The organism is Enterobacter sp. JH25 (assembly GCF_021725435.1).
GTDB classification, from domain to species: domain Bacteria; phylum Pseudomonadota; class Gammaproteobacteria; order Enterobacterales; family Enterobacteriaceae; genus Enterobacter; species Enterobacter intestinihominis.
Genome location: NZ_CP091319.1, coordinates 1057376 through 1078200 on the forward strand (window position 1 = coordinate 1057376; position 20825 = coordinate 1078200).

General features: G+C 55.1%; 20 protein-coding genes and 1 other annotated feature. Of the genes, 11 read left to right on the plus strand and 9 right to left on the minus strand.

Going from position 1 to position 20825, the window contains the following annotated elements:
* The first annotated feature begins 96 nt into the window (after window positions 1-96).
* Together L2Y28_RS05005 and ykgO are read left to right on the plus strand one after the other, a co-directional pair.
* Window positions 97-357 carry a type B 50S ribosomal protein L31 gene (locus L2Y28_RS05005; RefSeq protein ID WP_015571255.1) on the plus strand — a complete coding sequence of 87 codons (261 nt, stop codon included), beginning with the start codon at window positions 97-99 and terminating at the stop codon, window positions 355-357.
* 2 nt (window positions 358-359) lie between these two features.
* Window positions 360-500, plus strand: coding sequence for a type B 50S ribosomal protein L36 (gene ykgO, locus L2Y28_RS05010; RefSeq protein ID WP_003859006.1), 141 nt, complete (start codon window positions 360-362; stop codon window positions 498-500).
* On the opposite strand, the gene L2Y28_RS05015 is transcribed toward ykgO, so the two are convergent.
* Complete coding sequence (locus L2Y28_RS05015; RefSeq protein ID WP_022647267.1) at window positions 497-1207, minus strand: GNAT family N-acetyltransferase; 711 nt, start codon at window positions 1205-1207, stop codon at window positions 497-499. The genes ykgO and L2Y28_RS05015 overlap by 4 nt on opposite strands.
* A gap of 102 nt (window positions 1208-1309) precedes the next feature.
* Between L2Y28_RS05015 and L2Y28_RS05020 the strand changes: the two genes are divergently transcribed.
* Complete coding sequence (locus tag L2Y28_RS05020; protein WP_022647268.1) at window positions 1310-2770, plus strand: PLP-dependent aminotransferase family protein; 1461 nt, start codon at window positions 1310-1312, stop codon at window positions 2768-2770.
* On the opposite strand, the gene L2Y28_RS05025 is transcribed toward L2Y28_RS05020, so the two are convergent.
* The 6 genes from L2Y28_RS05025 to acrA form a co-directional block, all read right to left on the minus strand.
* Entirely contained in the window at window positions 2742-3209 is a 468-nt protein-coding gene (locus tag L2Y28_RS05025) for a YlaC family protein (RefSeq protein ID WP_022647269.1), read from the minus strand. The genes L2Y28_RS05020 and L2Y28_RS05025 overlap by 29 nt on opposite strands.
* Window positions 3210-3325: 116 nt before the next feature.
* Window positions 3326-3877, minus strand: a complete 552-nt coding sequence (gene maa, locus L2Y28_RS05030; protein WP_022647270.1) for a maltose O-acetyltransferase — start codon at window positions 3875-3877, stop codon at window positions 3326-3328.
* 207 nt (window positions 3878-4084) lie between these two features.
* Entirely contained in the window at window positions 4085-4303 is a 219-nt protein-coding gene (locus L2Y28_RS05035; protein ID WP_015571250.1) for an HHA domain-containing protein, read from the minus strand.
* 28 nt (window positions 4304-4331) lie between these two features.
* Complete coding sequence (gene tomB, locus L2Y28_RS05040; RefSeq protein WP_006809850.1) at window positions 4332-4706, minus strand: Hha toxicity modulator TomB; 375 nt, start codon at window positions 4704-4706, stop codon at window positions 4332-4334.
* A gap of 509 nt (window positions 4707-5215) precedes the next feature.
* Window positions 5216-8362: a multidrug efflux RND transporter permease subunit AcrB gene (acrB, locus tag L2Y28_RS05045; RefSeq protein ID WP_022647271.1), complete on the minus strand. Its 3147-nt coding sequence runs from the start codon at window positions 8360-8362 to the stop codon at window positions 5216-5218.
* Between the two features lie 22 nt (window positions 8363-8384).
* The gene (gene acrA, locus L2Y28_RS05050; protein ID WP_022647272.1) at window positions 8385-9578 is read right to left on the minus strand and encodes a multidrug efflux RND transporter periplasmic adaptor subunit AcrA; all 1194 of its coding nucleotides are present in this window, start codon (window positions 9576-9578) and stop codon (window positions 8385-8387) included.
* A gap of 141 nt (window positions 9579-9719) precedes the next feature.
* Between acrA and acrR the strand changes: the two genes are divergently transcribed.
* The gene (acrR, locus tag L2Y28_RS05055; protein ID WP_032621623.1) at window positions 9720-10373 is read left to right on the plus strand and encodes a multidrug efflux transporter transcriptional repressor AcrR; all 654 of its coding nucleotides are present in this window, start codon (window positions 9720-9722) and stop codon (window positions 10371-10373) included.
* A gap of 113 nt (window positions 10374-10486) precedes the next feature.
* Window positions 10487-13864, plus strand: a complete 3378-nt coding sequence (gene mscK / locus L2Y28_RS05060) for a mechanosensitive channel MscK (protein WP_022647274.1) — start codon at window positions 10487-10489, stop codon at window positions 13862-13864.
* Between the two features lie 33 nt (window positions 13865-13897).
* On the opposite strand, the gene rsmS is transcribed toward mscK, so the two are convergent.
* Both rsmS and priC read right to left on the minus strand, forming a co-directional pair.
* A complete protein-coding gene (rsmS, locus tag L2Y28_RS05065; RefSeq protein ID WP_058655694.1) occupies window positions 13898-14092 on the minus strand; it encodes a pleiotropic regulatory protein RsmS in 195 nt (64 codons plus the stop codon).
* Window positions 14093-14104: 12 nt separating this feature from the next.
* Window positions 14105-14632 carry a primosomal replication protein N'' gene (priC, locus tag L2Y28_RS05070; protein WP_022647276.1) on the minus strand — a complete coding sequence of 176 codons (528 nt, stop codon included), beginning with the start codon at window positions 14630-14632 and terminating at the stop codon, window positions 14105-14107.
* Between the two features lie 50 nt (window positions 14633-14682).
* Here priC and L2Y28_RS05075 point away from each other — a divergent pair, with 50 nt between their 5' ends.
* The 6 genes from L2Y28_RS05075 to htpG all read left to right on the plus strand — a co-directional run bounded on the left by L2Y28_RS05075 (window position 14683) and on the right by htpG (window position 20756).
* Window positions 14683-15060, plus strand: coding sequence for a DUF454 family protein (locus tag L2Y28_RS05075; RefSeq protein WP_001189855.1), 378 nt, complete (start codon window positions 14683-14685; stop codon window positions 15058-15060).
* 151 nt (window positions 15061-15211) lie between these two features.
* Window positions 15212-15763, plus strand: a complete 552-nt coding sequence (gene apt, locus L2Y28_RS05080; RefSeq protein WP_000127359.1) for an adenine phosphoribosyltransferase — start codon at window positions 15212-15214, stop codon at window positions 15761-15763.
* An 88-nt stretch (window positions 15764-15851) separates the two neighbouring features.
* The gene (dnaX, locus tag L2Y28_RS05085) at window positions 15852-17780 is read left to right on the plus strand and encodes a DNA polymerase III subunit gamma/tau (RefSeq protein WP_022647277.1); all 1929 of its coding nucleotides are present in this window, start codon (window positions 15852-15854) and stop codon (window positions 17778-17780) included.
* Window positions 17110-17174 (plus strand) — a sequence feature (DnaX frameshifting element). Its footprint overlaps the gene before it by 65 nt.
* A 53-nt stretch (window positions 17781-17833) precedes the next feature.
* Complete coding sequence (locus tag L2Y28_RS05090; protein ID WP_003858972.1) at window positions 17834-18166, plus strand: YbaB/EbfC family nucleoid-associated protein; 333 nt, start codon at window positions 17834-17836, stop codon at window positions 18164-18166.
* A complete protein-coding gene (gene recR / locus L2Y28_RS05095; RefSeq protein ID WP_006809843.1) occupies window positions 18166-18771 on the plus strand; it encodes a recombination mediator RecR in 606 nt (201 codons plus the stop codon). The genes L2Y28_RS05090 and recR overlap by 1 nt, the downstream gene beginning before the upstream one ends.
* 110 nt (window positions 18772-18881) lie before the next feature.
* Window positions 18882-20756 (plus strand): molecular chaperone HtpG, encoded by a 1875-nt coding sequence (gene htpG, locus L2Y28_RS05100; protein WP_022647278.1) that lies wholly within the window; start codon window positions 18882-18884, stop codon window positions 20754-20756.
* Window positions 20757-20825: the final 69 nt, after the last annotated feature.

Consider the following 20825-nt stretch of genomic DNA (forward strand, 5'->3'; position numbering starts at 1 on the left):
AACCTTTCAAAAACAGGCTGTGCGTCACAGGGGTTGTTTTTGCAGCAAAGCTCAGATAGTATTTTGTTATGTTATAACAATACATGAAGGCCAGAGATGAAACCGAATATCCATCCAACCTATCGCACCGTTGTGTTTCACGACACCACGGCTAATGAATATTTTAAAGTTGGCTCAACGATTAAGACAGACCGTGAAATTGAACTTGAGGGGAAAACGTATCCCTACGTTACTCTTGATGTCTCCTCTAAATCACATCCGTTTTATACCGGGAAGCAGAAGACCTTCTCGACGGATGGCAGCGCGGCACGCTTCCGCAAGCGTTTTGGTGGCTTTCTTGATGCGAAGCGAGGCTAATCATGCAGGTGCTTAACTCATTGCGCAGTGCAAAACAGCGTCACCCGGATTGCCAGATAGTCAAACGCAAGGGACGCTTATACGTGATTTGCAAATCTAACCCGCGCTTTAAGGCGGTGCAGGGGCGTAAAAAAAGACGCTAGACGCGCGTTTCTCGCCAGCTTTCCAGGGATCTTTTCTGTTTGCCATCGACGGTAAAATTGTCGGTGGCAAGCCAGCTTTCAAACGCGCTCGCCAGCGCTGACCACTCTTTGTCGAGAATTGAAAACCAGTCGGTGTCCCGGTTTCGGCCTTTAATGACCAGCGCCTGGCGAAAACGCCCTTCAAACTGAAAGCCAAGACGCAGGGCCGCTTTGCGGGAGGGTTCGTTCAGGCTGTTGCACTTCCATTCATAACGTCGGTAGCCCAGGGTATCGAACACGTACCGCATCAGCAGATACTGCGCTTCTGTCGACATGGGCGTGCGGCTTAACATTGACGAGAAGTGAACATGTCCCACTTCTACAACGCCGTTTTTAGGATCGATCCGCATAAGGGACAGCGTCCCGACAGGAGATTGGGTCTGGTTATCGATAACGCTAAAGTGGATGGGATCGGATAATTTGCTCACGCTCGCCACCCATTCGGCAAACTCCTCTGCGGTGGCATCGGGTTCACGCAGCAGCCACGTCCAGCTTCGGGTATCTCCGGCCAGGGAATACGCAGAGAACAACGCGTGGGCATGCTCCACGCGCAGCGGCTCAAGCCGACAATAGCGACCCTGAAGTACCACCCGGGACGGGGGCGGGCGAGGCTGCCAGTCGGCAAGGCTTTCCCCTACAGGTTGTCCAAACTCATTGAATACACTCATCTTTATTTCCACGATGTTGAAAAGATCTCCAGATTAGTGAATTACTGGTTCCTTAAAAAGAACCACCAGGCTATGTTTTGCTGGTACCACGAGGAGGTAAAGATGAATATACCGGGTGATGAGCTATACACCCTGCTCCATGCTGCGCTGAAAAAACGTGGGGAAGAAACGCTCCAGCGCGCGCTCTACCTTGCTTTGCGGGAGGCCATACTGTGCGGAAGGCTTCGGTCCGGCAGTCATTTGCCCGGCTCGCGAACGCTGGCGCAGCAGATCTCGGTGTCCCGAAACACCGTTAATGCGGCGCTGGACCAGCTCACGCTCGAAGGTTATTTGCTGCGTAGCCGCCAGGGTACGCGGGTGGGGCAATTCACTCCTCGGACGCTTGCCCGGACATTACCGGACCCGGACGTCAGGCTGACAAAACGTGTCGCGCTACTGCCCGCGCCTGTGCCGCGCGACACTCCGGTGATGGCGTTTACGCCGGGAACGCCTGCCATCAACTATTTCCCCTTGCCGCTGTGGCGGCGGTTATACGATCGCGTCCTGCGCGAGGAGGGGAGCGCCCTGTTAGGGTATGGCGACCCGGCCGGTGAGCCGACGCTGCGGGCCGCCATTGCCCGCCATCTTGCGCTCTCCCGCGGCATTGACTGCGATGCAAGCCAGATAGTGATAACCGAAGGGGCGCTGGAGGGCGTCAATCTGTGCACGATGCTGTTAAGCGAGCCGGGGGATGTCGCCTGGGTGGAAAATCCTGGCTATAGCGGCGCCAAAAGCGCTTTCGTCAAAACCGGCCTGGCGATGACCGGCATACCGGTGGATGACGAGGGGATGTGCTGGGAAGGGTTGTGTGCGCCTTCACCCACGCTGATTTTTACCTCGCCATCGCATCAGTTCCCTTACGGAAGCGTGCTCAGCGCGCGGCGGCGTCTGGCGCTGCTGGAACTGGCCCGGCAGCACAGCGCGTGGATCATTGAGGACGATTACGACAGCGAATTCCGTTATGCCGGTGAGCCCGTACCGGCGATGCTGGGAATGGTCAACAATGCGCCCGTTGTGTATCTGGGGACGTTCAGCAAAACGCTGTTTCCGTCGCTCAGAATGGGGTTCATGGTATTACCGCCAGCGCTGGCTAAGGCGGCGCGTCCGGCCATCGGCTCGCTGCTGCGCGGCGGGCATCGCGCTGAACAGCGCACCCTGGCGCTATTTATTGAGGAAGGCCACTATGCGCGACATCTTGCCGCCATGCGCCGACTTTATCGTAAGCGATACCGCCAGCTGCGGGAGGTGCTAAGCGCAGAGCTTCATACGCCGCACCGTGTTCTTGCCGGAGAAGGAGGGATGCACCTGGCGCTGGCGATTGACGGTATCGACGACCAGCGGCTGGTGGAGCAGGCAAGAGCGTTTCAGCTGGCACCCGCTGCACTGAGCGGGTACTACCTTGAGACGACGCAGGGGCAAACCGGTCTGGTTTTAGGTTACGGCAATACCTCTGCTTCGCAGTTTGCGCCGGGTATTCGACGTCTTCAGGCGCTCATTACACAGCAGCGGGGCGGGAAAGGGTAAAGACATCATAAAAAGAGAGCTGGCCCTTGGTGATGACCATTTTCTGCAACTTCTCTTTTTGCCCGGCTTCGACAGCCGGCGAGTGCAGGATGCTGTCGATCAGCTCCTTCGGCACGTAACGCGTGTTGTACCACTCCCCGTTGTAGCAGACGCGGAAATCGAGTACGTCGATATCTTCATACCGGTAACGCGGATTGACGTCGAAAAAGAAAAACGCGTTAAACACCACGAACAGCACAACCAGCAGCCAGACGGAATCGACCAGCGTTTCAGACTTCAGCATGACGATAAGCGTTGCCAGCCAGGCGGCGTACATGGCGACGAACAATCCGGGATGTTTGCGAATAAAGCTGATGCTAAAGCGCGGACGATTGTCGCGCTTTTCGCGGGTATTGAGCTCGTCGATGGTGGCGGTAAGCAGGCGCTGTATCTCTGTCATTTTTTGCCTTTATGATTGTTAAAAATACAGGTGATCTGCCTATTTTATGAGAGGGGTTTATGCGATGAAAGTAACAGTTATGCCAGGAAAAAGCATAACAGTTACTCAGGATGCGCTTAGATCATTTTAATGATTTTCGCCGGATTCCCGCCCACTACCGCATTGGCCGGCACGTCTTTGGTCACTACCGCGCCGGAAGCGATAACCGCATTATCGCCAATGGTCACGCCAGGATTAATCACCGCGCGTCCGCCGATCCAGACGTTATGGCCTATGGTGACCGATTTACCGTACTCCAGCCCGCTGTTACGTTCGGTCGCGTCCAGAGGATGCGTGGCTGTATAAATGTGCACCCCCGGTGCGAGCATACAGTTATCGCCAATGCGGATAGGGCAGACGTCCAGCATGACGCAGTCGAAGTTGGCGTAAAAATTGTTGCCCAGATAGATGTTATAGCCGTAGTCGCAGCGGAAGCTCGGCTCAATATAAGCGCCTTCGCTTTGACCCAGCAGGTCAGCTAATAAGGCGCGACGTTCGGCCTTCTCATCGGGTGCGGTATGGTTATAGCGGTGAACAATATGACGAGCGCGTAAACGGTCAGCCCTCAGCGTGTCATCGCCAGGGCGATAATATTCACCGGCAATCATCTTCTGTTTTTCTTCACTCATGGGAACCTCTCTGGAATCGTTTTACGTAGCGTAAAGAGGATTAGCCAGAAAGGGAACGTTCCCTAAAAGTGGCTGTGACAGGAGTCACAACATTCTTGCGTATAAATACGTTTTATACGGGGACCTGGCGTTTGCACTTGAAGCGTAATACGAAAGGTAAATTCAGCTTAACAACGGGTGTAGTGCCTTAAAGTCTCTCTTCAACGACTAACGAACAAATTTCCATACCGAAGAGGGGATCTTGTCATAGAGTTTATTCATGGTCAGTTCAGCAAGACGATGGTCGGCAGCTGAATAAAATACCGCCAGTTCATTATCAGACAGCTCGTATTTATTTTTCTCAATAACTCGTTCGAGCGTGTCAATTGACTGACAGCGTCGCAGGCGCATCAAATAATCGACTTTAGTTAATGGTTTATCAGACATAAAATTCACCTTAGTATTTGTAATAATTTTAACAGGAAAGACTAACCGGATTAGCTCTGCTGACATTCGTGAAGCAGCGAAATAGACGGTTTCCTGATTTACGCCATTTCTGCAAATCCTGTGCGTTAATGCCGTAGCTGCTGAACAACATAAAGGTGTCGTCCAGGTATTCATCAATTTGCTCTATCAACTTATTATCTTCATTGTACTTAATTTTATAATTAAGTGCGAAGGTTGCGATATGCTCGATCAGCTCATTAAGCTGTAAATTGATAGCAGACGTTGGATCGTTCACCCAGCCATGGTTACTTTCTTCAAGATTGGCAAGGCAGTCATGGTACAAGGATTCGCAGAGAAATTTCAACTGCGCGATATCATGCCTTTTTGGCGAGTACTCGTCCAAAGCGCATCCCCTTCTGAGTGATTTTTTACTCACCGAACATCATGTCGGGATGGATACAACTTGCTTAGCCACACGGGAGCTGTGTTCCTGATAACTCTAACTATAAGCCACTCTGATCAGGATTTCACCGCGCTATTACGAAAAATTACAATTAAAACGTTTCCTTGCGAGCGCTTACGCAAATGTGACCTCAGACGCGAACACTTTTATCGAGAGAAACCCTTTTTTTAATCCGTTCCTTAAGATTCATTGAGTTAGCGCAATGTTTCAATTGAAGTCCGGATTCAGATGTCTTCGGCATTTACGATGATTTAGGATTTGTCCGAATATTTTAGGCGATGAATTGATATAAAAAGAATGCTGAATTCTACGATTAGCTTATCGGATTATTATGATAAGTCTTATCAGGACGGGTGAAAATAAATAAAACGACAATAAGACTATTTTATGAATTTTTCTGAAAATGAAAAAGGCCGCAAATGCGGCCTTTTTATCATGTGAAACCGGTATCAGTGATGTTCTACCGAATGATTGTGCTCCACATCTTCATTTTTGCGGCTAAAGCGGCGACGTACCACCACGAAGAACACCGGTACAAAGAAGATGGCGAGAACGGTCGCAGTGACCATACCACCCATTACACCGGTACCTACCGCGTTCTGTGCGCCGGAGCCTGCGCCTGAGCTGATAACCAGCGGCATAACGCCGAGGATAAACGCCAGGGACGTCATCAGGATTGGACGCAGACGCATACGAACGGCTTCAAGCGTTGCTTCAATCAGGCCTTTACCTTCTTTCTCCATCAGATCTTTGGCGAATTCGACGATAAGTATCGCGTTCTTCGCCGACAAGCCAATGGTTGTCAGCAGGCCCACCTGGAAGTAAACGTCGTTAGTCAGCCCACGGAAGGTTGCGGCAAGCAGCGCACCGATAACCCCCAGCGGAACCACGAGCATAACGGAGAACGGAATCGACCAGCTCTCATACAATGCCGCCAGACACAGGAACACCACAATCAGTGAAATGGCGTACAGGGCAGGGGCCTGGTTACCGGACAGACGTTCCTGATAGGACATACCGGTCCAGTCGTAGCCAATACCCGCAGGCAGTTTGCTGGCCAACTCTTCCATCAGGTTCATGGCTTCACCGGTGCTTCGGCCCGGCGCCGCCTGACCGAGAATCTCCATCGATGGCAAGCCGTTATAACGCTCCAGACGCGGCGAACCGTATTCCCAGCGCGAAGTTGAGAAGGCGGAGAACGGCACCATCTGGCCATCGCTGCCGCGAACGTACCAGTTGTTGATATCGTTCGGCAGCATACGGTATTGCGCTTCGGACATGACGTACACTTTCTTCACGCGACCACGGTCGATGAAGTCGTTGACGTAGCTGCCACCCCAGGCTGCACCCAGCGTGGTATTGATGTCACTGATGGTCACACCCAGCGCCTGTGCTTTTTCCTGGTCGATATCGATCTTGTACTGCGGCGTATCTTCCAGACCGTTAGGACGCACGCCCACCAGCAGGTCAGGGTGTTTAGCCACCTCGCCAAATAGCTGGTTACGCGCCTGAGTCAGTTTTTCGTGGCCCAGACCGCCCTGGTCAATCAGCTGGAAGTCGAAGCCGGTCGCCGTACCCAGTTCAACAATCGCTGGCAGGTTAAAGGCGAAGACCATCGCATCTTTAATCTGTGAGAAGGTACCCATGGCCCGGTTGGTAATGGCTTCAACTTTGTTCTCATCACCCGGGCGTTCGGACCAGTCTTTCAGAGAAACGAAGGCAATACCGGTGTTCTGACCACGACCCGCGAAGCCAAAGCCGTTAACCGCAAACACGGATTCGACGTTGTCTTTCTCTTTGGTCAGGAAGTAGTCGGTCATCTCATCCAGCACTTTTTGCGTACGTTCTTGCGTCGCACCCGCCGGAAGCTGAGCCATGCTCAGGAACACGCCCTGGTCTTCATCTGGCAGGAACGAGCTTGGCAGACGAACAAACAGGAAAGCCATGCCCACCACGATGATGATATAGAGCAGCAGATAACGACCGGTGCTGCGCAGGATGTTCCCCACGCTGTCGGTGTAGTGATGCGTACTCTTATCAAACATGCGGTTAAACCAGCCGAAGAACCCTTTGTGCTCGCCGTGGCCACCTTTCTTAATCGGCTTCAGCATGGTCGCACACAGGGCTGGCGTCAGGATCAGGGCTACCAGCACCGACAGCGCCATCGCGGAAACGATGGTAATAGAGAACTGACGGTAAATCGCACCGGTTGAACCACCGAAGAAGGCCATCGGGATAAATACCGCAGACAGAACCATCGCGATACCGACCAGCGCGCCCTGGATCTGGCCCATTGATTTACGGGTTGCTTCCTTCGGCGGCAGGCCTTCTTCCGCCATCACACGCTCAACGTTTTCGACCACTACGATGGCGTCATCCACCAGCAGGCCGATGGCGAGCACCATCCCGAACATCGTCAGGGTGTTTATCGAATAGCCAAATATCGCCAGAACCGCGAAGGTGCCGAGCAGTACAACCGGCACGGCGATGGTTGGGATCAGCGTTGCGCGGAAGTTTTGCAGGAACAGGTACATTACCAGGAAGACGAGGATGATCGCCTCAACCAGGGTTTTAACCACTTCGTGAATCGAAATTTTAACGAACGGCGTGGTGTCATACGGGTAAACAATTTTCAGACCTGACGGGAAGAAAGGTTCCATCTTCTTCAGTTCTGCACGGATAGCCGTCGCGGTGTCCAGGGCGTTCGCACCAGTCGCCAGTTTGATACCTAAACCGGAAGCCGGTTTACCGTTGAACTTCGCAATAACGTCGTAGTTCTCGCCACCCAGCTCCACTTTCGCCACGTCACGCAGGCGAACCTGCGAACCGTCCTGATTCACCTTCAGCAGAATTTTACTGAACTCATCCGCCGAGGTCAGACGCGTTTGCGCGATGATAGACGCGTTAAGCTGCTGGCCTTTCACCGGCGGCGTGCCGCCTAACTGACCGGCTGCAACCTGGGCGTTTTGCGCTTTAATTGCGCTGATCACGTCAACCGGGGTTAGCTGGAAGTTGTTCAGCTTATTCGGATCCATCCAGATACGCATCGCGTACTGTGAACCGAACAGCTGAACATCACCCACACCAGACGTACGGCTGATGGCGTCCTTCATGTTGGCGCCCACGTAGTCGGAAATATCTTCCTGCGTCATGGTGCCATCGGTGTTAATCACGCCGACAACCATCAGGAAGCTACTGGACGATTTCTCGACGCTCACACCCTGTTGTTGCACTTCCTGCGGCAGCAGGGGCATCGCCAGCTGCAGTTTGTTCTGCACCTGAACCTGCGCAATGTCCGCATCCGTACCGGATTCAAAGGTCAGGGTAATCTGAACTGTACCGGTTGAGTCACTGTTTGAGGACATGTACATCAGGTTATCGATACCGTTCATGTTCTGTTCGATAACCTGCGTAACGGTGTCCTGCACCGTTTTGGCATCAGCGCCCGGGTAGGTTGCGGAGATCGTCACTGCCGGCGGCGCAATCGTTGGATATTGCGCAACAGGCAGCTTCAGGATCGCAAGTCCCCCGGCCAGCATGATGATAATGGCGATCACCCACGCAAATATGGGGCGATCGATAAAGAAATTAGGCATGTCTTAACGGCTCCTGTTTAAGTTAAGACTTGGTTTGTTCTGACTGGCCAGCGGCCGACGCTTGTTGTTTGTCGTCAGATTTCACTTCCTGAGCTTTGACCTGCGCGCCAGGACGAACTTTTTGCAAACCAGTAATAATCACGCGATCGCCATCTTTCAGACCTTCCGTTACCAGCCACTTGTCGCCAATCGCCTGCGTTGCAGTGATATTGCGTGTTTCGACTTTGTTATCGGCACCTACAACCAGCGCGCTCGCATCGCCGCGTGGCGTACGGGTCACACCTTGCTGCGGAACCAGAATGGCGCTTGGGTTAGTCCCTTCTTCAAGACGGGCGCGTACGAACATACCCGGCAGCAGGGTTTTATCCGGATTCGGGAAAATAGCCCGGATGGTGATAGAGCCGGTGGTCTGATCGACGGTCACATCAGAAAATTCCAGTGTGCCTGTTTGTGAGAACTTGATACCGTCGTTGGTAACCAGTTCAACTTTGGCTTTACCGTTTTCCTGTTTCAGTTGTCCGCTGGCAAGCTCCTGTTTGAGACGCAGGAAATCGTTGCTGGACTGTGTAACGTCAACGTAGATCGGGTCAAGCTGCTGCACGGTGGCCAGCGCGTTGGTTTGACCGTTCTGCACCAGCGCACCTTCGGTGACGGCTGATTTACCAATGCGACCGCTGATAGGGGAGGTCACTTTGGTGTAGGCGAGGTTAATACGCGCGGTTTCTACCGCCGCTTTCGCCGCCACAACGGCTGCATTGGCTTGCTGTGCATCGGCCAGGGCAGAATCGTAATCCTGTTGGCTGATGTACTGCGTGCCGAGCAGTTTCTTGTAACGATTCAACGTCAGTTGCGAAATTTTGGCTGCCGCTTCTGCTTTCGCCAGATCGCCTTTAGCGCTCTCATAAGACGCCTGATAGGTTGCTGGATCAATCTGATAAAGAGACTCACCTGCTTTCACATCACCGCCTTCGGTGAAGTTACGTTTCAGGATGATACCGCTCACCTGCGGACGTACTTCTGCAATGCGGTAGGCGCTGGTGCGGCCCGGTAGTTCTGTTGTCATCTGGAGAGGTTCGGATTTGAGCGTCACGACGCCAACTTCTGGCACCTGCTGAGCTCCTTGTTGAGCCTCTTTGTCGTCACATCCTGTAAGCGCTAAGCTGCCTGAGAGCATCAGAACGACCGCCAGAGGCGTTAACCCTCTGTTTTTGTTCATATGTAAACCTCGAGTGTCCGATTTCAAATTGATCAAGGGTCCTGAGTCTAAAAACCCATTGCTGCGTTTATATTATCGTCATGCTATGGTACATACATTCATAAATGTATGTAAATCTGACTCCTGTAAATTCATCAACGTATGGCACGAAAAACCAAACAACAAGCGCTGGAAACCCGACAACACATTCTGGATGTGGCAATGCGTTTGTTCTCACAGCAGGGTGTTTCGGCAACCTCGCTGGCGCAGATTGCTCAGGCCGCGGGCGTCACGCGGGGAGCGATTTACTGGCATTTTAAAGACAAGTCAGATCTGTTTGGTGAAATCTGGGAGCTTTCAGAGTCCAGCATCAGCGATCTTGAGAGTGAGTATCGGGCAAAATTCCCTCACGATCCACTCTCAGTATTAAGAGAAATATTAGTATATATCCTTGAAGCGACTGTTGTGGAAGAACGCCGACGTCTGATGATGGAAATCATCTTCCATAAATGTGAGTTTGTTGGCGAAATGGCGGTGGTTCAGCAGGCGCAGCGCGACCTGTGTCTGGAAAGCTACGATCGCATCGAGCAAGTTCTTAAGGAATGTATGCAGGCCGACATGCTTCCCGCTACGCTGTTAACGCGCCGGGCGGCGATCCTGATGCGCAGCTATATTTCCGGCCTGATGGAAAACTGGCTTTTCGCCCCGCAGTCGTTCGATCTGAAATCAGAGGCGCGTAGCTACGTCGCGATTTTCCTGGAGATGTGCCAGCTTTGCCCGACCCTCCGCAGCGAGGGATCGCCGCTTACTGCCTGAATCTTTCCAGGAAATGTCTTAGAGGATTACCTTCCCGCTATTCTGCTTTAGCCGGGCGTGATATTCTTCACGCCCGACTATTTTCGGTCATTTCTCAGATCACATTCACGACTATGCTGCACACCTATCGCTCGACACATTCTGTTCTGGCCGTTTTTTTGATCCTGCTGTTTTTCTTTGCAGCCGCACCGCATTCCTGGGCCCGTGCAGACAACGGCAGTGACGTCCCGACGCGTGCCGAGGTTCAGTCGCAACTCGACACCCTAAATAAACAAAAAGATCTCTCCGCCCAGGAAAAGCTCGTTCAGCAGGACCTGACGGAAACCCTGGATACGCTGGATAAGATCGATCGCATCAAAGCCGAAACGGCCCAGCTGCGGCAGAAGGTCGCTCAGGCGCCGGAGAACATGCGTAAAGCAACGGAGGCCCTGAACGCGCTTAGCGACGTTGATAACGACGATGAAACCCGAAAAACGCTTGCCACGCTTTCTTTGCGCCAGCTCGAGTCGCGCGTGGCGCAGCTGCTGGACGATCTGCAAACGGCGCAGTCCGATCTCTCGACCTATAACAGCCAGCTGGTTTCGCTGCAAACCCAGCCTGAGCGCGTGCAGAACGCCATGTATTCTGCATCGCAACAGCTACAGCAGATACGTAACCGTCTGAATGGCATTACCGTGGGGGAAGGGGCGCTTCGACCGACCCAGCAAACGCTGCTGAACATCCAGCAGACGCTGCTGAACGCGGAGATTGAACAGCAGCGTAAGAGTCTGGAAGGCAACACGGTGTTGCAGGATGCGCTGCAAAAACAGCGTGACTACGTGAACGCGAATATCAACCGGCTCGAGCATCAGCTTCAGCTGTTGCAGGAGGCGGTGAACAGCAAGCGCCTGACGCTGACCGAAAAAACGGCGCAGGAAGCGGTCTCGCCAGACGAAACGGCGCGTATCCAGGCCAATCCGCTGGTGAAGCAGGAGCTGGAGATTAATCATCAGCTGAGCGAGCGCCTGATTCAGGCTACTGAAAGCGGCAGCGCGCTGGTGCAGCAGAATATTAAAGTCAAAAACTGGCTGGATCGCGCTTTGCAGGCTGAGCGCAATGTCAAAGAGCAGATTGCCGTCCTGAAGGGAAGCCTGCTGCTGTCGCGCATTCTTTACCAGCAGCAGCAGACGCTGCCGTCCGCCGACGAGCTGGAAGACATGACCAACCGCATTGCGGATTTGCGTCTTGAACAGTTTGACGTTAACCAGCAGCGCGATGCCCTGTTCCAGAGCGATACGTTTGTTGCCAAAGTGGAAGAAGGCCATTCAAGTGAAGTAAACGGTGAAGTTCACGACGCGCTGTTGCAGGTTGTGGATATGCGCCGCGAGCTGCTCGATCAGCTTAATAAGCAGCTGGGCAACCAGCTGATGATGGCGATTAACCTGCAAATCAACCAGCAGCAGCTGGTGAGCGTGTCTAAAAGCCTCCAGGAGATCCTGACCCAGCAGATTTTCTGGGTGAACAGCAACAAACCCATGGACTGGGGCTGGTTTAAATCTTTCCCTGAAACGCTGAAATCCCAGATCAAAAGCATGAAAATTACCGTGAACTGGGAGAAAGCCTGGCCTGCGGTGATGATTGCCTTCCTTGCGGGTCTGCCTTTGCTGCTTATCGCCGGAGTAATACGCTGGCGTTTGAAATGGCTGAAGCAGTACCAGGCGAAGCTGGCCTCGGAAGTGGGGCAACTGCGTAACGACAGCCAGCTGCACACCCCGAAAGCGATCCTGATCGATCTGATCCGTGCTCTGCCGGTCTGCCTGCTGATCCTCGCCGTCGGCCTGATCCTGTTGACCATGCAGCTCAATATCAGCGACCTGCTGTGGGCGTTCAGCAAAAAGCTGGCGCTGTTCTGGCTGGTGTTTGGCCTGTGCTGGAAAGTGCTGGAAAAAGATGGCGTCGCGGTCCGACACTTCAACATGCCGGAGAAACTCACCAGCCACTGGCGTCGCCAGATTGTACGTATCAGCCTCGCGCTGTTGCCGCTGCACTTCTGGTCCGTTGTGGCCGAGCTTTCGCCGCTGCATCTGATGGATGACGTGCTGGGACAGCTGGTAATTATGCTGAACCTGCTGCTGATAGCCGTCCTGATGTGGCCGATGTGCCGCGACAGCTGGCGTGATAAAGAGTCCCACAATCTTCGTCTGGTTACCGTAACGGTGCTGGCGATCATTCCGCTGGCGCTGATGGTGCTGACGGCAACGGGTTACTTCTATACCACGCTTCGTCTGTCAGGCCGCTGGATTGAAACCGTGTATCTGGTGATCCTGTGGAACCTGCTGTTCCAGACCGTGCTGCGCGGTTTGAGCGTGGCGGCGCGCCGCATTGCGTATCGTCGCGCTGTTGCCCGTCGACAGCATCAGGTTAAAGAGGGGGCTGAAGGGGCTGAGCCGCAGGAAGAGCCGACCATTGCCCTGGAGCAGGTAAACCAGCAAACGATGCGTATTACCATGCTGGTGATGATTGCGCTGTTTGCGGTGATGTTCTGGGCCATCTGGTCTGATTTAATTACCGTCTTCGCCTACCTCGACAGTATCACCCTCTGGCAATACAACGGTACCGAAGCGGGCGCTGCGGTAATGAAAAGCGTCACCATGGGCAGCCTGCTCTTTGCGCTGGTGTCGTCGGTGGTGGCCTGGGCGTTGATCCGCAACCTGCCTGGTCTGCTGGAAGTGCTGGTGCTCTCAAGGCTGAACCTGCGTCAGGGGGCGTCGTATGCCATTACCACCATCCTGAACTACGTCATTATTATTGTCGGGGCGATGACGGTATTCGGCTCGCTGGGCGTCTCGTGGGATAAACTCCAGTGGCTGGCGGCGGCGCTGTCGGTAGGTCTGGGCTTCGGCTTGCAGGAGATCTTCGGTAACTTTGTTTCTGGCCTGATAATCCTGTTCGAACGTCCGGTGCGTATCGGCGATACCGTCACCATCGGCACCTTCTCCGGGACCGTCAGCAAGATCCGTATTCGTGCGACCACCATCACTGACTTCGATCGTAAAGAGGTGATCATCCCGAACAAAGCCTTCGTGACCGAGCGACTGATCAACTGGTCGCTTTCGGATACTACGACGCGCGTGGTGGTCCGACTCGGGGTGGCCTATGGTTCAGATCTGGATAAAGTGAAAGAGGTCCTGCTGGAAGCCGCGAAATCACATCCTAAAGTGATGCACGATCCTGCGCCTGACGTGTTCTTCACCACCTTCGGGCCAAGCACGCTGGATCATGAGCTGCGCCTGTACGTACGCGAACTACGCGATCGCAGCTACACCGTCGATGAGCTGAACCGCACCATTGACCGTCTGTGCCGTGAAAACAACATTAATATCGCCTTCAACCAGCTTGAAGTTCACCTGCGTAACGAGAAAGGTGACGAACATACGGAAGTGAAGCGTGAGATTAAGGGGGACGAAAACTCCGCCCCTCACCCTGCCCTCTCCCCAGAGGGGAGAGGGTAAAAAGCGAATCAGTGCAGATCTTTCAAACCGCACCTAACGGTCCCCTCTCCCTCCAGGGAGAGGGCTAGGGTGAGGGTGAGGGCAACCGGCCTTCACCTTTCCCTCAAAATCCCGCCGCACAATCTCCAGCGCTTTCAGCACCGTCTCCGCCGGGATCTCGTGATTCTCCAGCAGCATAATTAAATCGAGGGCCAGCTTGACCTCGTCGGGGGCATTTTCCAGTGACATTAGTGGCTCCTGTTAACGGGTCAGGCGTTCAATGACGCGTTCAATCTCATCCAGCGCCTGACGGCAGCGGACGATGCGGCCTTCCAGCGCGCTGATTTCACGCATTAATAACTGCTGCTCTTGCAGCGTTTCGCTGGTGGTCAGGCGGGCTTCGCGCTCACACTTCATCTCAAACAGACGCCGCTCAAACTCCTGGTTCTCCAGCCGCTTGCGCTGCCATTTTCCGAGCCCAGGCGAGGCGCTGTCCCACGCCCGTAGCGGCCAGGCGGCGATTTCGCGGTGCAGGGCGGTGATCTGCTCAGTAAGATGCTCCGCAAGCCACACCACCTGTTCCTGCTGTTCACTCTCAACCGCGTGGCGAAGCTCGTCGAGGTTGGTCTGCATCTCAGCAAGGTAATCCTGAATGACGGTACTGCGGGTGCGGAAGAGCTGCCGGTCAAAGCGCGGTTTCAGCGTAGCATGTCCCATCAGCGGTGTGGCCTGCGCCCGCAGCGCGATCAGCTGATTTTGCAGCCTCTCAAGAAGCAGTGCTGTTTTCAATGCGCTCTCCAGTGGTAAAGTAGCCGTTCAGTTTGATAACGATTCGCATTATGCAGCGTACTATTTTAATCATCATTGGCTGGCTCGCGGTAGTGCTGGGTACGTTGGGCATCGTATTGCCCTTGCTGCCGACCACCCCGTTCATCCTGTTGGCCGCCTGGTGCTTCGCCCGCTCGTCGCCGCGTTTTCACCACTGGCTCCTGTACCGTTCGTGGTTTGGCGGCTACCTGCGGCACTGGCAAAAACACCGGGCCATGCCGCCCGGGGCCAAGCCGCGCGCCATTGCCTTCATCCTGATCACCTTCGCCGTCTCGTTATGGCTGGTGAAAATGATGTGGGTGCGCATTCTGCTGCTGGCAATCCTGGCCTGCCTGCTGATCTTCATGTGGCGGATCCCCGTGGTTGATGAAAAGCAACAAAAGCACTGAAGCCTCATCATGGCGGTTGCAATTATGGCGCACAGCCAGTAAATTCGACCGTTTTCGAGCACAGGTGCGCCTGGTCAAAGGTTAAACAACTGTTACTTTGACCGACTCGTCGCGCGCCGTGAGTAACACTGTTTCATTTAGGCACAAACCGATGACCGCAACTGCACAGCAGCTTGAATATCTGAAAAATAGCATCAAAAGTATCCAGGATTATCCAAAGCCTGGCATTCTTTTCCGTGATGTCACCAGCTTGCTGGAAGACCCGAAAGCGTACGCCCTCAGCATTGAACTGCTGGTTGAGCGTTATAAAAACGCCGGGATCACCAAAGTAGTAGGTACCGAAGCCCGTGGCTTCCTGTTCGGCGCACCGGTTGCGCTGGCGATGGGCGTGGGTTTTGTGCCGGTGCGTAAGCCGCGCAAACTGCCGCGTGAAACCATTGCTGAGAGCTATGAGCTGGAATACGGCACCGATCAGCTGGAAATTCACGTTGATGCCATCAAGCCAGGCGACAAAGTGCTGGTGGTGGACGATCTGCTGGCAACCGGCGGCACCATCGAAGCGACCGTGAAGCTGATCCGTCGTCTGGGCGGGGAAGTGACTGACGCGGCCTTCATCATCAACCTGTTCGATCTCGGCGGCGAGCAGCGCCTGGAAAAACAGGGTATTACCAGCTACAGCCTGGTGCCTTTCCCGGGTCATTAATCCCGTATCTCACAACCTCGCTCAATGGGTGAGGTTGTGATAGCATTCCCCTCCATTAATTCACCTTCCAGCGTTGCAGAGCCTGCCCATGAGTTATCAGGTGTTAGCCCGTAAATGGCGACCACAAACCTTTGCTGACGTTGTCGGTCAGGAACATGTGCTGACGGCCCTGGCGAACGGCTTGTCGCTAGGTCGCATCCATCACGCCTATCTTTTCTCCGGCACCCGTGGCGTCGGTAAAACCTCTATTGCCCGTCTGCTGGCAAAAGGTCTGAACTGCGAAACCGGGATCACCGCCACCCCGTGCGGCGTATGTGACAACTGCCGGGAGATCGAGCAGGGGCGTTTTGTCGATCTGATCGAGATCGACGCCGCCTCGCGCACCAAGGTGGAAGACACCCGCGATCTGCTCGACAATGTGCAGTACGCCCCGGCGCGCGGCCGCTTCAAGGTCTATCTGATCGATGAAGTACACATGCTGTCGCGCCACAGCTTCAACGCCCTGCTGAAAACGCTGGAAGAGCCGCCTGCGCATGTAAAATTCCTGCTGGCGACCACCGATCCGCAAAAGCTGCCGGTCACGATCCTGTCGCGCTGCCTGCAATTCCATCTGAAGGCGCTGGACGTTGAGCAGATCCGCGCACAGCTTGAACACATTCTTGATGAAGAGAAGATCGTTCACGAGCCGCGCGCCCTGCAGCTGCTGGCCCGCGCGGCGGACGGCAGCCTGCGTGATGCGCTGAGCCTGACTGACCAGGCAATTGCCAGCGGTGACGGTAAGCTTTCCACTGACGCGGTTAGCACCATGCTCGGCACGCTGGATGACGATCAGGCGCTGTCGCTTATCGAAGCGATGATTGCCGCCAACGGTGAGCGGGTAATGACCCTCGTCAACGATGCCGCCGCCCGTGGCATTGAATGGGAAGCGCTGCTGGTCGAGATGCTCAGCCTGCTGCATCGCGTGGCGATGCTGCAATTGTCTCCGTCGGCCATTGGCGCGGACATGGCGACCATTGAACAGCGGATGCGTGAACTTGCGCGCACCGTGCCGCCGGCTGATGTTCAGCTTTATTATCAGACGCTGCTGATTGGCCGCAAAGAGCTGCCGTTTGCACCGGATCGCCGGATGGGCGTTGAAATGACGCTGCTGCGCGCGCTGGCCTTCCATCCGCGCAAGCCATTGCCGGAGCCGGAAACGCCCCGGCAGTCCTTTGCGCCGGTTGCGCCGACCGCGGTAATGTCACCGCAGCAGGTGCCATCGCAACCGGCATCGCCGCCGCCGCAGAACGTGCCGCTGTCGGATGCCACCAGTTCGGTGCTTGCCGCACGAAGCCAGTTGCAACGTGCGCAGGGAGCAACCAAACCAAAAAAGAGTGAACCGGCAGCGCCTGCAAGAGCGCGGCCGGTGAACAACGCCGCGCTTGAACGACTGGCCTCGGTAACGGAGCGCGTGCAGTCGCGTCCGGCACCGTCCGCGCTCGAGCAAAAAGCCCCGGCGAAAGAAGAGGCATACCGCTGGAAGGCGACTACCGTTGTTGAAACGGTCAAGGAAGTGGTCGCCACGCCAAAAGCGCTGAAAAAGGCGCTTGAGCATGAAAAAACGCCGGAGCTGTCCGCGAAGCTCGCGGAAGAGTCCATCGAGCGCGACGCCTGGGCCGCTGAGGTCAGCAAACTTCAGCTGCCGAAGCTGGTGGAGCAGGTCGCGCTGAATGCCTGGAAAGAGCAGGAAGGCAATCAGGTGCGTCTGCACCTGCGCCCTGGCCAGCGGCACCTCAACTCCCCAGGCGCGCAAAAGGCGCTGGCCGAGGCGCTTACCGCATTACAGGGTGTGCCGGTTGAATTGACTATCATTGAAGATGATAATCCGGCGGTGAAAACGCCGCTCGAGTGGCGACAGGCGATTTATGAAGAGAAGCTCGCGCAGGCGCGCGAGTCGATTATCGCGGATAACAACATCCAGACCCTGCGCCGGTTCTTCGACGCCGATCTGGATGAAGAGAGTATTCGCCCCCTTTGATCGTGAGTCTGACTTACGGTTGTAATCCTTAACGTGAAAGAAGAGAGAAGCCTATGTTTGGTGGAAAAGGCGGTCTGGGTGGCCTGATGAAGCAGGCTCAGCAGATGCAGGAAAAAATGCAGAAGATGCAGGAAGAGATCGCTCAGCTGGAAGTCACGGGTGAATCGGGTGCCGGTCTGGTCAAGGTGACCATCAACGGTGCGCACAACTGCCGTCGCGTTGAAATCGACCCGAGCCTGCTCGAAGACGACAAAGAGATGCTGGAAGATCTGGTTGCAGCCGCGTTTAACGATGCCGCTCGCCGTATCGACGAAACCCAGAAAGAGAAAATGGCCTCTGTTTCCAGCGGTATGCAACTGCCGCCGGGCTTTAAGATGCCATTCTGATGCAAACCAGTCCGCTGCTCACGCAGTTAATGGAAGCACTGCGCTGCCTGCCGGGCGTTGGCCCGAAGTCGGCGCAGCGTATGGCGTTTACGCTATTGCAGCGCGACCGCAGCGGCGGGATGCGCCTGGCGCAGGCTCTGACCCGCGCCATGTCAGAAATTGGTCACTGTGCGGATTGCCGGACCTTTACCGAGCAGGACGTCTGTAACATCTGCACGAACCCGCGTCGTCAGGAAAACGGTCAGATTTGCGTGGTGGAGAGTCCGGCGGACATCTACGCCATCGAACAAACCGGGCAGTTTTCCGGCCGCTATTTCGTGCTGATGGGGCATCTCTCCCCGCTGGACGGCATCGGCCCGGATGATATCGGTCTCGATCGTCTTGAACAGCGTCTTGAGTCCGAGACGATCAAAGAGGTGATCCTCGCCACCAACCCGACGGTGGAAGGGGAGGCAACCGCCAACTACATCGCCGAGCTGTGCGCGCAGTACGGCGTTGACGCCAGCCGCATCGCCCACGGCGTGCCGGTCGGCGGTGAGCTGGAGATGGTCGACGGCACCACGCTGTCGCACTCGCTGGCCGGACGACACAAGATTATTTTCTGACCAAACGGAGGCTGCGTGCGCGGCCTCCGCTTGAAAATTCCCCCCCTTATCCCCATCTCTCACTCAACGTTTTACAACCCCATTAAATGGCATTGTTGAGGTCGACTTAGATGAAAGGACAAGAAACCCGTGGTTTCCAGTCAGAAGTAAAACAGCTTCTGCACCTGATGATCCATTCCCTGTATTCCAACAAAGAAATCTTCCTGCGTGAGCTGATTTCCAACGCCTCCGATGCGGCGGACAAGTTGCGCTTCCGCGCGCTGTCCAACCCGGATCTGTACGAAGGCGATGGCGAACTGCGCGTGCGCGTCTCTTTTAATAAAGAGAACCGCACCCTGACGATTGCCGATAATGGCATCGGGATGAACCGCGACGAGGTGATCGACCACCTTGGCACCATCGCTAAATCCGGCACCAAAGCGTTCCTCGAGTCCATGGGCTCTGACCAGGCGAAAGACAGCCAGCTGATCGGTCAGTTCGGCGTAGGCTTCTACTCGGCATTCATCGTGGCGGATAAAGTCACCGTGCGCACCCGCGCCGCGGGCGACAGCACCGAAAACGGCGTGCTGTGGGAATCCAAAGGGGAAGGCGAATACACCGTTGATGATATCACCAAAGCGGATCGCGGCACCGAAATCACTCTGCACCTGCGCGAAGGCGAAGACGATTTCCTGAACGACTGGCGCGTACGCTCCATCATCAGCAAATATTCTGACCACATCGCGCTGCCGGTTGAGATTGAAAAACAGGAAGAGAAAGACGGCGAAACCGTGGTTTCGTGGGAGAAAATCAACAAGGCGCAGGCGCTGTGGACGCGCAACAAAGCTGAAATTAAAGACGACGAGTACAACGAGTTTTACAAGCACATCGCCCACGACTTTACCGACCCGCTGACCTGGAGCCACAACCGTGTGGAAGGGAAGCAGGAGTACACCAGCCTGCTGTACATTCCGGCGCAGGCGCCGTGGGACATGTTGAACCGCGATCACAAGCACGGCCTGAAGCTGTACGTGCAGCGCGTCTTCATCATGGACGACGCCGAGCAGTTCATGCCGAACTACCTGCGCTTTGTGCGTGGCCTGATAGATTCCAACGATCTGCCGCTGAACGTCTCCCGTGAAATTCTCCAGGACAGCACCGTCACCCGTAACCTGCGTAACGCCCTGACCAAGCGAGCGTTGCAGATGCTGGAAAAACTGGCGAAAGACGATGCGGAAAAATACCAGACCTTCTGGAAACAGTTCGGCCTGGTGCTGAAAGAAGGCCCGGCGGAAGACACCGCGAACGTGGAAGCTATCGCTAAACTGCTGCGCTTCGCCTCTACGCACAACGACTCCTCCGCCCAGACCGTATCGCTGGAAGAGTACGTCTCCCGAATGAAAGAAGGGCAGGAGAAGATCTACTACATCACCGCCGACAGCTATGCGGCAGCGAAGAGCAGCCCGCATCTGGAGCTGCTGCGTAAGAAAGGCATCGAAGTGCTGCTGCTGTCTGACCGCATCGACGAGTGGATGATGAACTACCTGACCGAGTTCGACGGTAAATCCTTCCAGTCCGTTGCTAAAGCCGACGAGTCTATCGATAAGCTGGCGGATGAAGTGGACGACAGCGCGAAGGAAGCCGAGAAGGCGCTGGAGCCGTTCGTTGAGCGCGTGAAAACCCTGCTGGGCGACCGCGTGAAAGAGGTGCGCTTCACGCACCGTCTGACCGATACGCCAGCCATTGTCACCACCGATGCGGACGAAATGAGCACCCAGATGGCGAAACTGTTCGCTGCGGCGGGCCAGGCCGTGCCGGAAGTGAAATATATCTTTGAGCTTAATCCGGATCATCCGCTGGTGAAACGCGCGGCGGATACCCAGGACGACGCCCGCTTTGCGGAGTGGGTTGAACTGCTGCTGGATCAGTCCCTGCTGGCCGAGCGCGGCACCCTGGAAGATCCTAACCTGTTCATTAAACGTGTGAATGCGCTGCTGCTGGCGTAATACAAAACCTACCCCTCACCCTGGCCCTCTCCCCAAAGGGGAGAGGGTATAATCGTCCCCTCTCCCCTT

Bases quoted from the DNA above. Each gene is read 5' to 3' on its own strand.
- L2Y28_RS05090 (WP_003858972.1), top strand. From the start codon at position 17,834: ATGTTTGGTGGAAAAGGCGGTCTGGGTGGCCTGATGAAGCAGGCTCAG.
- acrB (WP_022647271.1), bottom strand. From the start codon at position 8,362: ATGCCTAATTTCTTTATCGATCGCCCCATATTTGCGTGGGTGATCGCC.
- dnaX (WP_022647277.1), top strand. From the start codon at position 15,852: ATGAGTTATCAGGTGTTAGCCCGTAAATGGCGACCACAAACCTTTGCT.
- L2Y28_RS05015 (WP_022647267.1), bottom strand. From the start codon at position 1,207: ATGAGTGTATTCAATGAGTTTGGACAACCTGTAGGGGAAAGCCTTGCC.
- L2Y28_RS05020 (WP_022647268.1), top strand. From the start codon at position 1,310: ATGAATATACCGGGTGATGAGCTATACACCCTGCTCCATGCTGCGCTG.
- L2Y28_RS05035 (WP_015571250.1), bottom strand. From the start codon at position 4,303: ATGTCTGATAAACCATTAACTAAAGTCGATTATTTGATGCGCCTGCGA.
- recR (WP_006809843.1), top strand. From the start codon at position 18,166: ATGCAAACCAGTCCGCTGCTCACGCAGTTAATGGAAGCACTGCGCTGC.
- L2Y28_RS05005 (WP_015571255.1), top strand. From the start codon at position 97: ATGAAACCGAATATCCATCCAACCTATCGCACCGTTGTGTTTCACGAC.
- htpG (WP_022647278.1), top strand. From the start codon at position 18,882: ATGAAAGGACAAGAAACCCGTGGTTTCCAGTCAGAAGTAAAACAGCTT.
- mscK (WP_022647274.1), top strand. From the start codon at position 10,487: ATGCTGCACACCTATCGCTCGACACATTCTGTTCTGGCCGTTTTTTTG.
- rsmS (WP_058655694.1), bottom strand. From the start codon at position 14,092: ATGTCACTGGAAAATGCCCCCGACGAGGTCAAGCTGGCCCTCGATTTA.
- acrR (WP_032621623.1), top strand. From the start codon at position 9,720: ATGGCACGAAAAACCAAACAACAAGCGCTGGAAACCCGACAACACATT.
- L2Y28_RS05025 (WP_022647269.1), bottom strand. From the start codon at position 3,209: ATGACAGAGATACAGCGCCTGCTTACCGCCACCATCGACGAGCTCAAT.
- L2Y28_RS05075 (WP_001189855.1), top strand. From the start codon at position 14,683: ATGCAGCGTACTATTTTAATCATCATTGGCTGGCTCGCGGTAGTGCTG.
- acrA (WP_022647272.1), bottom strand. From the start codon at position 9,578: ATGAACAAAAACAGAGGGTTAACGCCTCTGGCGGTCGTTCTGATGCTC.
- maa (WP_022647270.1), bottom strand. From the start codon at position 3,877: ATGAGTGAAGAAAAACAGAAGATGATTGCCGGTGAATATTATCGCCCT.
- apt (WP_000127359.1), top strand. From the start codon at position 15,212: ATGACCGCAACTGCACAGCAGCTTGAATATCTGAAAAATAGCATCAAA.
- ykgO (WP_003859006.1), top strand. From the start codon at position 360: ATGCAGGTGCTTAACTCATTGCGCAGTGCAAAACAGCGTCACCCGGAT.